Consider the following 11,933-nt stretch of genomic DNA (forward strand, 5'->3'; position numbering starts at 1 on the left):
CTGTCCACAGCACGTGCCGGAGACCTCGACGCTCTTCCGATCCTTCCCGGCGAGGTGCAGCCTATGCGGTGATCACCAATTCTTCCTTTGCTGCGGACCGGCACGACGGGCATTTCCAGTGGTGCGTACAGATGCTCAATCGTGAGGACGTCAGGTCTGCGGTCGCCTGAGCTCGCGGACCGGCTGGGCCCTGCTGACTGGTCGCCAGCCGGGTACCGCTGCCTGACCGCAATTGCGCAGACACCTACCCGAACGCAAGCCGCAGCGCCAGGATCACCAGCACGATCGCGATGAGGATGTCGAGCACCTGCCACACGCGCGGCCTCGCAAGGTAGCGCGAAAGCCCGCGAGCGCCGTAGCCGATGGCGAGGAACCACACGATCGATCCGAGCATGGCGCCAATCGTGAACGGCCCGACACCGCCGGGACCCTGTTGGTTCGCCAAGTTGCCCAGCATGACGACGGTGTCGAGATACACGCCCGGATTGAGGAAGGTCAGCGCCAGCGTTGTCATGATGATCGACTTCAGGCTGCGCTGGTGAGTATCCGCTTCGAGCCCTGTTGCCTCGCGCGCCGAGCGGAGGCTGTCCCACGCGTACCAGAGCAGATAGGCCACACCCAGCCACCGCAGAATCTCCAACGCCCACGGTGCCAGGGCCACGATTGCACCGATGCCCACCGCACCCGATCCGATGAGCAGCACATCGGCAATGATGCAGATGGCGACGACCACGCCGAGGTGTTCGCGTCGAATGCCCTGACGCAGGACAAGGGCGTTCTGTGGTCCGACGGCGATGATGAGCGACCAACCGGCAAGGGTTCCGCTGATGAGATGAGTGAGCACCTCAAAAGAGTATGACTCGATTGACGATAAGAAAAACAACATAATCTACTTGTGATGCACAATTGCTTCATGAACATTGATCATGTCAAAGCTCTGGCCGCTGTCGTCGACGAGGGCACGGTGGAGGGTGGGGCCTTCGTTCTCGGTGTCACCCCGTCGGCGACGAGCCAGCGCATCCGCACCCTCGAGTCCCGCCTCGGGCAGGTGCTCATCCGTCGCACGAACCCCATCACCGTCACCGAGGCGGGCGAGGCGGTGCTCAAATATGCGCGGGAGATCGAGCTCCTCGAGTCCGAAACCCTGGATCGTCTGCACGGCATCGACATCGACGCGCCCGACGGCACCGGTGCAGACAGTTCCACGGGCGCGCGCAGACGCGAGCCGACGGTGCTTCGCATCGGGGTCAACGCCGATTCCCTGTCGACGTGGTTCCGTCCGATCTTCGCCGAGGTGGCGCAGTGGGACGATGTCGTCATCCGGATCGAGGTCGCTGACCAGGACAAGGCCCTGCCCCTGCTGACGGCGGGGGAGGTGCTGGGCACCATCACCTCGGCGGAGACCGGCGGCTACGGAACCCAGGTGCAGGAGCTCGGTTCGATGCGCTACGTCGCCGTCGCAACGAAGGGCCTGCTGAGGAAGTACGGCACGGATGCTGGTGTCGGATCGGTCGCCGAGGTGGACCTTGGGTCCCTGCCCATGGTGAACTTCGGCAAGGACGATGACCTGCAGTTCACCTACCTCCGCCGAGTCGGAGTCCAGACGATTCCGCCGATGTCGGTGGTGCCCAGCTCCTGGGAGTTCGCGGCCGCGGTCGAGGCAGGTGTCGGATGGGGGCTGATCCCCATCGCGCAGCTGGGGGATCTCAGCAAGGACCTCGTGCCGCTCTCGTCTGAGCCGAACATCGATGTCCGGCTCTATTGGCACCATTGGAATCTCGCTTCCGAGAAACTCGGCCGCCTCACCGAGGCTCTCCACCGGGTCGCTGCTCGGATGAGGTGATCAGCTCTTCGCTTCGAGGATCTTCGCGATCAGCCACCTGAGCTGGTCGAGGGCGGCATCGACAGTCACCCGCTCTGGGGTGACGATCGAGTGCAGAGCCAGCCCGTCGAGCATCGTGAACAGGGCGATGGAAGACGGGGCCGCCTCGGCGGAGTCGATATGGCCTTCGTCGGCGAGGATCCCGAGCCAGCGATGCAGGCACGCGTAGGTGAAGTCGTGCCCGTACTCGAGGAGTCGTCGGGACACCTCGCGTCGATCGGGCCCGAGGGCGCTCAGGTGCATCGTGAACCACAGCTCGAGCTGCATATCGCGGTGTTCGTGCGTGGGGAGGAACTGCGCGCAGCATTCGAAGAGACGCTCGGCCGGGTCCAGGCTGGAATCAGCGATCGAGAAGTCCTTGACCGCGACGTCCATGGAACCGCGAGCGATCGCTTCGTGCAGGTCTGACTGGGTGGGGAAGTAGTGGCGCAGCGTCGACGCGCCGATTCCGGCCTCCTTGGCGACCGCCCGTACGCTGAGGCTGGCCTGTCCGGGCGGGGACGCTTCGGCCAGGCGGATCGCCGCAGAGATGATGTCATCGCGTCGGGACATTCGTGCTCCTCTCGGTTTCGCGCCTCATTGCCCTCTTCATGTATAGTACAACGTACTAGTACACTGTGCTAAGAACGTTGCACACGAGCGTTGCACACGAGCGCTTGGACCGTGACTCCACCCCGATGAGAATGGAGCCCCCAAATGATCGAAAGCATCCAAGGGTTCGCCGACTCGATCCCCGACTGGCTGCAGTGGGCGGGGATCGTACTCGTGTCCGCAATACCCTTCGTCGAGTCCTATTTCGGTGCCATCATCGGCGTCGCGATCGGCCTGCATCCGGTCGTCGCCATCCTCATGGCCATCATCGGAAACGTGATCTCGATGCTCGCCTTCGTCTACGGCACCGGAGCCATCCGCGACAAGGCGACGAAGAACAAGGTCAAGGACGGCGAGCCGTCTCACAAGCGGCAGCGGCTCAAGCGCATGTTCGACAAGTTCGGCGTCCCCGGAGTCTCGCTGCTGGGCCAGACGATGCTGCCCTCCCAGATCACCTCATCGGCGATGGTCGGCTTCGGCGCCAACCGCAATGCCGTCGCCGTCTGGCAGATCATCTCGATCATCGGCTGGGGCGTGCTCTTCGGAGTCCTCGCCACCCTGGGAATCAACGTCGCCCTGCGGTGAGGGAGCGGGCAGAGGGGATCGCGCCGAGCGGCCGCGTCAGCCCCGGCATCTAGACTGGACCCATGACCGAATCCACCTCGAATGCAGCGACCATCGACGCCGACGAATTCGCCATTCAAGCCCAGCGCATTCTGACCGAGCTCACCGCGAACCCCGACGCGCAGTTCCGGGACGGACAGCTCGAATCGATTCGTGACCTCGTCGTCGGCAAGAAGCGGGTTCTCGTCGTGCAGCGGACCGGTTGGGGCAAATCGGCCGTGTACTTCGTGGCGACCAGAATGCTCCGTGCCACAGGCACCGGACCAAGCCTCATCATCTCCCCGCTGCTGGCTCTCATGCGCGACCAGATCGCCGCGGCCGAACGCGCCGGAGTCCGCGCGGCCAGCCTCAACTCCTCCAATGTCACTGAATGGGACACCGTTCTCGATGACCTTCGGGCAGGCAACCTCGACGTTCTGCTCGTCTCACCCGAGAGGCTGAACAACCCCCAGTTCCGTGACGAAGTCCTCCCGCAGCTTCTGGCCTTCCTCGGCCTCATCGTCGTCGACGAAGCGCACTGCATCTCCGACTGGGGGCACGACTTCCGTCCTGACTACCGACGCATCGGCCACATCCTGGCCGAGCTGCCGGGAAACACCCCGGTCCTGGCCACAACTGCGACAGCCAATTCCCGCGTGGTCACCGACGTGGCAGAACAGCTCGGGCAGCATACCACCGTGGTCCGCGGCGAGCTGGCCCGTGACTCACTTCGGCTGGGCGTCCTGCCCGGTCTCGATGCGAGTGCACGCATCGCCTGGCTGAGCTCGCACCTCGGCGACTTCACCGGCTCGGGAATCATCTACACGCTCACGGTCAGTGCCGCCGAAGACATCACGCGGATCCTGCGCGATCAGGGGCATGAGGTCCGGTCCTACACCGGCCGCACCGACGCCGAGGAGCGTGCCGAACTCGAACAGCAGCTCAAGGACAACCGGATCAAGGCGCTCGTGGCGACCTCGGCGCTGGGAATGGGCTTCGACAAACCCGACCTCGGATTCGTCATCCACATCGGCGCACCATCGTCCGCCGTCGCCTACTACCAGCAGGTCGGACGTGCCGGACGCGCGACGGACTCCGCCGATGTTCTGCTCCTGCCCGGGGCCGAAGACCAGGAGATCTGGAACTACTTCGCCACCGCATCGATGCCCAGCCAGACTGATGCCAACGCGGTGCTCCAGGCCCTCGCCGAGGCGGACGGCCCCCTGTCCGTCGCCCGCTTGGAGACCCTTGTCGGAACCAAGCGCACCCGCCTGCAGCTGCTGCTGAAGACCCTCGAGGTCGAGGATGCCGTGACCAAGATCAAGGGCGGATATATCTCGACCGGTCGCGGGTGGACCTATGACCAGGAACGATACGAGAAGGTCGCGGCGGTGCGTGCTGCCGAAGCGCAGGCGATGCTCGATTATGAGTCCACCCGTGAGTGCCGGATGGAGTTCCTCATTCGTCAGCTCGACGACCCGGACCCCAAACCGTGCGGACGCTGCGACAATTGTGCCGGGGCCTGGTGGTCGGCCGAGATCTCGGACGAGAACCGGCAGGCGACAGCAGGGACTCTGCATCGCATCGGTCTGCCCATCGACCCGCGCAGCACCTGGCCCAGCGGCATGGCCAACATCGGCGTCCCCCTCAAGGGCCGAATTCCGGCGGAGGAGCTGGCTGCCGAGGGCCGGGCGATCGCGCGACTGAGCGACCTGGGGCAAGGGCAGACCCTGCGTTCATTTCTCGCCCCGGACGCCCCTGATGCCGAAGTACCCGCACAGATCGGCAAATGGTGCCTCGAAGTGCTCGGCCAATGGGACTGGGAGATCCGCCCCGAAGTGGTCGTATCGGTGCCGAGCGCCCGGCGACCCGCGACCGTGAGATCTCTGGCGGCGAATCTGGCCTCCGCCGGCAGACTCATCGACGGCGGCCAACTGCTGCAGGTTCATGACCACGGCACTCCCGATGTCAACAGCGCATTCCGGGTCAAGGATCTCTACGATGCCTTCGTCGTCCCTCCCGAGGTCGAAGAGGCCGTGGCCGGAAAAGCGGTGCTCCTCGTCGACGACGAGGTCGTCTCCCGTTGGACGATGGCGATCGGCGCACGCCTGCTCAGACAGGCGGGTGCGACCGCGGTGCTGCCGTTCGCTTTGGCACTGCGCGCCTGACTCACGCTCACGGATTCTGCTGGAGCTGGAACGTCGCCCCTTCCGGATCGGTAACGGTGACGATGCGACCATATGGCGAATTCTCCGGCCCGGCGAGCACCTTGCCGCCGAGTTCGGCGACTCTCGTTGCTGTGGCATCGGCGTCGTCGACGTTGATGTAGTCACGCCAGAAGGACACCTGGGTCCATTCGCTGGCGTCGCAGATTCCGGCCACGGCATTCTCCTCGGTGCCATGAGTCGAGTACGGGAAGCCCTCCATCGCAACAATGTCGAAGGAGAAGACGCTGCGGTAGAACTCCTGCGCGACGGGATAGTTGAGCGTCATGAGTTCGAACCACACCGGAGTTCCGGGCGTGAGCGGGGTGTCGAAGCCGGTGAACTCACCCGGTTGCCACATGCCGACCTCTGCGCCGGTGGGGTCGGTGATGACCGCCATCTGGCCGAGAGGACCGACGGCCATCGGCTCGGCGACAGGAGCCGCACCGGCGGTGAGCGCCGCGGCGTAGGTGTTCGCAATATCATTGGTGTGGAGGTATGTCGTCCAGGCTGCCGGGATCATCGGGTTCGGCGTGCCGTCCATGTTGATGGCACGCATGGCTCCGCCGACAGCGGCTCCGTCCTTCGTGATCATATGGTAGTGGCCGAAGTCGGCCCCCTGATCCTCGAACTTCCACCCGAAGATCTCGGAGTAGAACTTTGTCGTGGACTCGAATTCGTGGCAGGTGTAATCGATCCAGACGGGCTGTCCTTCGCGAAGATTCTCAGGCATTGCGACTCCTCATCATTGCGGTTGACGGTGCGTGATCATTGCGGTTGACGTTGTGCTCGTTCAATGCGCTCGAGTATGAATGCCCTCAGTGCCAGTTCCTTGTGAACTGGGCGAAATAGTCATGCATCGTGGCCTGCAGCAGAGGCCCGAAGGTCACACGCTTCACGCCGAGGTCCTGCAGCTGGGAGAGGTCAAGTTCGTCGGGGACGGCGCCCTTGACCGGGTGTGCCGTGACATTGAGCGGCAGAGTGACCTGAGACAGTACCGTCTTCAGGGTCTCCGTGTCCGGCAGTCTGACGGGGTAGACGGAATCGGCACCGGCCTCGGCGCACAGATTCAGACGATGGATCGCCTCGGCGGTGGGATCGGCGAAGTCGCCGGGGTTCTTGAATACGTCGGTGCGGGCATTGATGACCACGTGCACCCGCTGCGCCTCGGCGGCGCGACGCAGATCACCGATGTATTCCGCGTGCTCGGCTGCGCTGCGCAGCCGCCCTTCGCTGTGCACCGTGTCCTCGATATTCACGCCCACCGCACCGGCTTCGAGGAGTCCGGCGATGAGATCGGGTGCTTCGGTGTCGTAGCCGGATTCCAGATCCGCAGTGACCGGCACATCCACGGATCCGCAGACGCGGGCGATGCCCGCCAGTGCCTGGCTGAGGCTCATCACCTCACCGTCGGCGGACCCCACGGAGTCGGCGAGAGGGTGGGAGCCGATGCTCAGAGCCTCGAACCCGGACCCGACCATCGCGCGCGCCGACCAGGCATCCCATACGGTCGGCAAGACGATCGGACGGTCCTGATGATGGGCTTCGAGGAGAGCGGAGGCGCGTTCGGCAAGAACAGAGAAATCGGTCATGTCCAATACTGTTCCACCGATTGATGGCTACGATCCAGTAACCTGGCGAGTTCACCCGAAGGTTTCAGACATATTCAATCCCAGCTTCACAGTCGCGGCGTGCGTGGGGGCTCCTCACGGCGGTTGCCGGTGGCTTCGAATGCTGCTGCGAGTTCGATGAGCAACGTGTCATCCCAGCCGCGGCCGGAGATGGTCAGCCCGATCGGAATGCCGGTGTCGGTCATCGTGCCCATCGGCACGGTCACAGAGGGGATGCCCAGATGCCGTGGCACCAGGTTGCCGTTGGCGACCCAGGTGCCGTTGCGCCAGCCGAGGTCGGCCGAGGCCTCGTTGACGTCCATATCGGCCGGTCCCACATCGGCCATCGCCGGGTAGACGACGGCGTCGAGGCCGTATTCATCCATCCACTCCTCGAGGTCGATCCGACGAGTGACCTCCAGGCCCCGAACGCCGTCCTCGAGCTCGGGGATGTCCGTCATCGAGGCGTAGGGGTGATCCTTGACCTGCTGCGGGTATTCGGCGATGTCATCGTCGAACCCGGTGTAGCGATCCGGCAGGGCACCGTCCGGATGAGGGAAGATCATGGCTCCGTCCACCTCGGCGAGGGTCGACAGATTCGGGTCGCCGTTGGCGGCCAGGAAGTCGTCCCAGGCCCATGCGGAGAGATCGTTGATCTCCCGATCGAGGTAATCGGTGCTCACGATGCCACGGGTCCTGATCGTCGGTGCACCGGGTCGATCGCCTTCGTAGTTGCTCACGACCGGGAAGTCGGTTTCGATCACCTCGGCGCCGGCGGCCTCAAGGTCACGGCGGGCGGCCTCCCACGCCGCGATGACAGAGGCACGGGTCTCGACGCGCGTCCCGGTCGGCCCGCCGATTCCGCCCTCCGGATTCGTGCCGGCCTCGTCGTCGGCGTTGATGTACATCCTTGGGATGCCGAAGCGTTTGCCGGCCAGACTCGAACGCGCCGCCGCAGCGCCGGACGGCAGCAGCTCGGCATACGAATCCGGGCGCACGGCAGAGGCGGCAGGAATCTCGACCCAGGGCTGGACGCGCCAGAAATCTCCGCGGGTCTCGGAATCGTCGGCGACGATGATGTCGAGGACCTCGCACAGGTCGGCCATCGACCGGGTGTGAGGGACGACGACGTCCATCGTGGGCACGAGTGGCCAATTGCCGCGCACGGAGATGACTCCGCGCGAGGGCGTGTAGGCGACGAGCGCGTTGTGGGAGGCCGGGGCACGGCCGGAGGACCAGGTTTCCTCGCCGAGGCCGAAGGCGGCGAAGCTCGCGGTCGTCGCCGTCCCGGATCCGTTCGACGATCCGGAGGCGAAGGCGCTGGTCAGCCACTTCGCGTTGTAGGGGCTTTCGGCCCGACCGTAGAGGCCGCGCTGCATGCCGCCATTGGCCATCGGCGGCATGTTGGTCAGGCCCAGGCAGATGGCTCCGGCGCCGCGGAGGCGTTCGACGGTGAAGGCGTCCTTGGTCGCGATGAGGTCGGCGAAGGCGGGGGACCCGGCGGCGACACTCAGCCCGGCGATCATGTAACTGTCCTTCGCGGTGTACGGGATCCCGTCGAGGGGGCTCAGCACCTGGCCGTCGGCGCGTCGCTCATCGGCGGCGGCCGCCTCGGCGAGGGCGTCCGGGTTGGCTGCGATCACGGAGTTGAGTTTCGTGTCGGTGCCCGGGCCGTCGAAGGCGGCGATGCGCGCCTGGTAGGCCTCGACCAGCCCCACCGAGGTGGTCGTTCCGTCCTCGAGCGCCTGCCGCAGTGAGGCGATGGATGCTTCGACTACATCGAACTTCGTCATTCTCGTATCCCTCCGTGCAATTTCGGGGCGCGCGAGCCGCCCATCCGGGTCGACGATGCCCCGTCCGGGCCAGCCCGCAGTGAAACTGGTCGTGCCTCACAGTATTGCTCACTGACGTCGAAAAGGCTGCACGGATCCCGTTGCCGCCCGACGGCGCGAGCGTAGGATCGGGCCATGACGATCAGGGCGATCATACTCAGCGGGGGCCGTTCGAACCGTTTCGGCGGCGTCCACAAACCCGCCGTCGAGCTGGGCGGTGCCACGGTGATCTCACGAATACTGGGCACCGTGCGTACTGTCGACCCCCTCGCCGAGGTGTGGGTGGCCGGGCCGAGCGAGGGGCTGTCCGAGGCGGAGACGGAATCCGTGCATTCGATTCGTGAGGAACCGGCCTTCGCCGGTCCCTTGGCCGGGATCGCCGCAGCGTGTTCGGCACTTCAAACGGGCGAAGGCACCACCGTCGCTGGTGAGTCCGGAGATGTGACCTTGGTGCTGGCGGGGGACATGCCGCTGATCACTGCGGACCACCTCGGCGAGCTGATTGCTGCCTGTCGACGGGATGAGGCTCCGGCCACGGGCACGGACGATCGCGGGAAGACTCAGTTCCTGTGCGCCGCGTGGCCCACGGCCCTGCTGCTCGCGCGGGTGGAGTCCATCCCGGACCCCGTCGATGGCGCTGTGAGGCTCCTGTTCGCGGGCCTCGAACCGACCCTCGTCGATGTGGAATCGAGCGTCGTCGCCGACTTCGACACGGCCGCCGACTTCGAGCGAATCCACGCCCGGTTTGGCGAGGGCGTGCGATCCGATCAGCCTTGACGGGCCTTGAAGCGGGGATTCTTCTTGTTGATGACGAAGACACGACCGCGCCTGCGAACGACCTGCGCCCCCGGCTGCTTCTTGAGTGAACGCAGAGAATTTCTGACCTTCATCGCTGAACTCCTTATTGAGAACGAGTATTATTAACGGTAATACTAGGTTCTTCGAGGAAAGGAAGCCAATGCTGAAGATGGAGGCCGACATCGATGTGATCGCCGTGACGGGCATGTGCGTGGAGGAGCGGCGCAGCTACGCCAGGCGTCTGGCTGCAGCGCGCGGATTTGTCCTCGTCACCGCTGAACAGACCGCCGAGGGTGTCGAAGTGGTGGACCGAACGGTCGACCTCCTGCGCATGGCATCACACGCGCCGGGCATCGTGCTGGAATACCCCTTCGAGACGCCTGTGGTGGAGATCGTGGGATCACTCAATGCGGCCGTCGTGGACACTCGCCTCATCGACCTTGTCTGTGTACTCGATGTCGGGCACATGCTCGTCGACGTAGGATCCCAGGAATACGTCAGCCTGCCGGCCATGAACGGCGAGAGTGAGAACGGTATCCTCGCTGCGAAGGCGGAGCTGCTCGTGAGTCAGATCGAGTTCGCCTCAACGGTGGCAATCGTCAATTCCGGAGGGTTGCAGACTGCGGAACTCGAGCAGGCTGCCGCTCTGGTCAGCCATCTTGCTCCGAACGCCGGCCAGCGCCTCATCGCCGAATCCGACGACGTCCACGGCGAGGTCCGGCAGCCCTTTGCCGATCGACCGCCGGACGCCGGCTGGGTTTCGATCCTCAACCGAGAATTCCGGCCGACGTTCCATTCGCGCGAGGTCGTGGCGTGCCGATACGAGCAGCTGCGACCGTTCCACCCTGGGCGTCTCCACCAGGCGCTGACCTCGTGCCTCTTCCCGGGGCATTGCGGACGGATTCTGCGTTCGGCCGGCTTCGCCCGTTTGGCCACCCGACCGCACATCACCGGCCAATGGGATCAGGTGGGAGGCTTCTTCACGCTCTCACTAGTATCGCGATCGATGAGCCCTTGCTGCGACGGGTCCTCGACAATGCTGTGCTAAATGATGCCGAATTGGCGGCCGGACCGATGGTCTGGGCCAGCTTCCCGGACCGATTCCCTGACTGGAGTACTGCGACGATGTAGTCCGACGAGGCCACTACTCGCTCTTCGCGGATGCGGCGCAGTCGGCACAGAGTCCGAAGATCTCGAACACATGTCGGGTGACGTCGAATCCGTGGGACTTGGCGACGGTGCTCATCCAGTCTTCGCTGGGTGGTTCGATCTCGACGGCCTTCCCGCAGTTCTCGCACACCAGGTGATGGTGGTGTTCGTCCTGCGCGCAGGCGCGGAACAGCTGCTTTTCGGCGATGGTGATGGAATCGGCGTGACCGGACTCGCTCAGGGCATTGAGCTGTCGGTAAACGGTGGCCAGCCCCACTGAATGGCCCTGGTCCTCAAGCGTCCGGTGGAGCTGTTGGGCGGAGACGAAGCGCTTCTGGGCGTCAAGCGCGGAGCCGATCACGGCCTTCTGGGCAGTGCTCCGAGTCTTCTTGGGTTCCTCAGCCATCATTTCTTCGTGCCTCCGACTGTGCTTCGCAGGTGGTTTTCGCAGGCATATGCGCGTGCGTTGATATATTCGGGAATTAATGAAAAACGTTACCATTAAGCGATGAAATGCGCCCGTGGCGACTGGTGTGGAGAGATTGTGAGGAGACATTGTGAGCAGAAGGCGATCCGGGAGCGCGGTGCCGGTCATCCTGCTGACCGGTTACCTGGGCGCGGGGAAGACAAGTCTGCTCAATCACCTGTTGCGCCACCCGGATGCGCGCATCGGGGTGGTTGTCAACGACTTCGGTGATCTCAACATCGATGCGGGCCTCGTCGTCGGACAGGTCGATGAGCCCTTCTCGATCTCCGGTGGATGCATCTGCTGCCTCAGCGATGACACCTCACTCGAAGATGCACTCACCTCGCTCGCGAAACCACGCCTGGGACTCGACGCCATCATCGTCGAGGCCAGCGGTTTCGCCGAACCTCTCACCTTGGCACGGATGGTCACGCGCATGGGCCACCATCGCTTCCACCTCGGCGGGGTCATCGACGTCGTCGACGCCACCATGCATGCCGCCACGATCGACACGGAGTCGGCACCTCCGATGCGCTATGCGGCGACCACCTTGGTGCTGGTCAACAAGCTCGACCAACTGCCCGTCGCGGACCGCGAGGCCGCTGTCGAGGCGATCGGTCAGCGGGTCCATCAGCGCAATCCGCGGCTGCTCGTCGTGGGCACGAGCTTCGGCCGCCTCGACCCCGCCCTCATCTTCGACCCCGGAACAGGCTCAGCCGGCGAAACCGGCGAATCTGGCGAATCCGGCGGGGCCGCGGAACCGATCCAGGCCGAGCTGCCGATTCGGGAACTCATCCG

The 11,933-nt window shown here is 64.6% G+C and carries 13 protein-coding genes; 6 read left to right on the forward strand and 7 right to left on the reverse strand.

Going from position 1 to position 11,933, the window contains the following annotated elements; all coding sequences use genetic code 11:
• Positions 1 to 244: 244 nt before the first annotated feature.
• Positions 245 to 844, reverse strand: coding sequence for a LysE/ArgO family amino acid transporter (locus tag L0G76_RS10125; RefSeq protein ID WP_304357129.1), 600 nt, complete (start codon positions 842 to 844; stop codon positions 245 to 247).
• Positions 845 to 913: 69 nt separating this feature from the next.
• Between L0G76_RS10125 and L0G76_RS10130 the strand changes: the two genes are divergently transcribed.
• Positions 914 to 1,843 carry an ArgP/LysG family DNA-binding transcriptional regulator gene (locus L0G76_RS10130; RefSeq protein WP_240518494.1) on the forward strand — a complete coding sequence of 310 codons (930 nt, stop codon included), beginning with the start codon at positions 914 to 916 and terminating at the stop codon, positions 1,841 to 1,843.
• Here the strand turns inward: L0G76_RS10130 and L0G76_RS10135 are convergent, their stop codons facing one another.
• The gene (locus L0G76_RS10135) at positions 1,844 to 2,434 is read right to left on the reverse strand and encodes a TetR/AcrR family transcriptional regulator (protein ID WP_096178366.1); all 591 of its coding nucleotides are present in this window, start codon (positions 2,432 to 2,434) and stop codon (positions 1,844 to 1,846) included.
• Between the two features lie 144 nt (positions 2,435 to 2,578).
• Here L0G76_RS10135 and L0G76_RS10140 point away from each other — a divergent pair, with 144 nt between their 5' ends.
• Both L0G76_RS10140 and L0G76_RS10145 read left to right on the forward strand, forming a co-directional pair.
• Positions 2,579 to 3,058: a hypothetical protein gene (locus L0G76_RS10140; protein ID WP_092105912.1), complete on the forward strand. Its 480-nt coding sequence runs from the start codon at positions 2,579 to 2,581 to the stop codon at positions 3,056 to 3,058.
• 62 nt (positions 3,059 to 3,120) lie between these two features.
• Entirely contained in the window at positions 3,121 to 5,244 is a 2,124-nt protein-coding gene (locus L0G76_RS10145; protein WP_096178368.1) for a RecQ family ATP-dependent DNA helicase, read from the forward strand.
• Between the two features lie 7 nt (positions 5,245 to 5,251).
• Here the strand turns inward: L0G76_RS10145 and L0G76_RS10150 are convergent, their stop codons facing one another.
• The 3 genes from L0G76_RS10150 to L0G76_RS10160 all read right to left on the reverse strand — a co-directional run bounded on the left by L0G76_RS10150 (position 5,252) and on the right by L0G76_RS10160 (position 8,683).
• Positions 5,252 to 6,013, reverse strand: coding sequence for a VOC family protein (locus L0G76_RS10150; RefSeq protein WP_096178371.1), 762 nt, complete (start codon positions 6,011 to 6,013; stop codon positions 5,252 to 5,254).
• Between the two features lie 85 nt (positions 6,014 to 6,098).
• Positions 6,099 to 6,872, reverse strand: a complete 774-nt coding sequence (locus L0G76_RS10155) for an isocitrate lyase/PEP mutase family protein (protein ID WP_096178374.1) — start codon at positions 6,870 to 6,872, stop codon at positions 6,099 to 6,101.
• Positions 6,873 to 6,958: 86 nt separating this feature from the next.
• The gene (locus L0G76_RS10160; protein WP_096178377.1) at positions 6,959 to 8,683 is read right to left on the reverse strand and encodes an amidase; all 1,725 of its coding nucleotides are present in this window, start codon (positions 8,681 to 8,683) and stop codon (positions 6,959 to 6,961) included.
• Between the two features lie 174 nt (positions 8,684 to 8,857).
• Between L0G76_RS10160 and mobA the strand changes: the two genes are divergently transcribed.
• Entirely contained in the window at positions 8,858 to 9,499 is a 642-nt protein-coding gene (mobA, locus tag L0G76_RS10165; protein ID WP_304357130.1) for a molybdenum cofactor guanylyltransferase, read from the forward strand.
• Here mobA and ykgO read toward each other — a convergent pair.
• The gene (gene ykgO, locus L0G76_RS10170; protein ID WP_304357131.1) at positions 9,490 to 9,612 is read right to left on the reverse strand and encodes a type B 50S ribosomal protein L36; all 123 of its coding nucleotides are present in this window, start codon (positions 9,610 to 9,612) and stop codon (positions 9,490 to 9,492) included. The genes mobA and ykgO overlap by 10 nt on opposite strands.
• A gap of 68 nt (positions 9,613 to 9,680) precedes the next feature.
• Between ykgO and L0G76_RS10175 the strand changes: the two genes are divergently transcribed.
• Positions 9,681 to 10,568, forward strand: coding sequence for a GTP-binding protein (locus L0G76_RS10175; RefSeq protein WP_304357132.1), 888 nt, complete (start codon positions 9,681 to 9,683; stop codon positions 10,566 to 10,568).
• Between the two features lie 96 nt (positions 10,569 to 10,664).
• On the opposite strand, the gene L0G76_RS10180 is transcribed toward L0G76_RS10175, so the two are convergent.
• Positions 10,665 to 11,075: a Fur family transcriptional regulator gene (locus tag L0G76_RS10180; protein ID WP_092109238.1), complete on the reverse strand. Its 411-nt coding sequence runs from the start codon at positions 11,073 to 11,075 to the stop codon at positions 10,665 to 10,667.
• 151 nt (positions 11,076 to 11,226) lie between these two features.
• Here L0G76_RS10180 and L0G76_RS10185 point away from each other — a divergent pair.
• Positions 11,227 to 11,933: GTP-binding protein (locus L0G76_RS10185; protein ID WP_304357133.1), on the forward strand; the 707-nt coding region annotated here is incomplete at its 3' end.

The organism is Brevibacterium picturae (assembly GCF_030453725.1).
Taxonomy (GTDB): domain Bacteria; phylum Actinomycetota; class Actinomycetes; order Actinomycetales; family Brevibacteriaceae; genus Brevibacterium; species Brevibacterium sandarakinum_A.

Excerpts from the sequence above, each read along its gene's own strand:
- L0G76_RS10130 (WP_240518494.1), top strand. The coding sequence starts at position 914 with ATGAACATTGATCATGTCAAAGCTCTGGCCGCTGTCGTCGACGAGGGC.
- L0G76_RS10135 (WP_096178366.1), bottom strand. The coding sequence starts at position 2,434 with ATGTCCCGACGCGATGACATCATCTCTGCGGCGATCCGCCTGGCCGAA.
- L0G76_RS10140 (WP_092105912.1), top strand. The coding sequence starts at position 2,579 with ATGATCGAAAGCATCCAAGGGTTCGCCGACTCGATCCCCGACTGGCTG.
- L0G76_RS10145 (WP_096178368.1), top strand. The coding sequence starts at position 3,121 with ATGACCGAATCCACCTCGAATGCAGCGACCATCGACGCCGACGAATTC.
- L0G76_RS10150 (WP_096178371.1), bottom strand. The coding sequence starts at position 6,013 with ATGCCTGAGAATCTTCGCGAAGGACAGCCCGTCTGGATCGATTACACC.
- L0G76_RS10155 (WP_096178374.1), bottom strand. The coding sequence starts at position 6,872 with ATGACCGATTTCTCTGTTCTTGCCGAACGCGCCTCCGCTCTCCTCGAA.
- L0G76_RS10160 (WP_096178377.1), bottom strand. The coding sequence starts at position 8,683 with ATGACGAAGTTCGATGTAGTCGAAGCATCCATCGCCTCACTGCGGCAG.
- mobA (WP_304357130.1), top strand. The coding sequence starts at position 8,858 with ATGACGATCAGGGCGATCATACTCAGCGGGGGCCGTTCGAACCGTTTC.
- ykgO (WP_304357131.1), bottom strand. The coding sequence starts at position 9,612 with ATGAAGGTCAGAAATTCTCTGCGTTCACTCAAGAAGCAGCCGGGGGCG.
- L0G76_RS10175 (WP_304357132.1), top strand. The coding sequence starts at position 9,681 with ATGCTGAAGATGGAGGCCGACATCGATGTGATCGCCGTGACGGGCATG.
- L0G76_RS10180 (WP_092109238.1), bottom strand. The coding sequence starts at position 11,075 with ATGGCTGAGGAACCCAAGAAGACTCGGAGCACTGCCCAGAAGGCCGTG.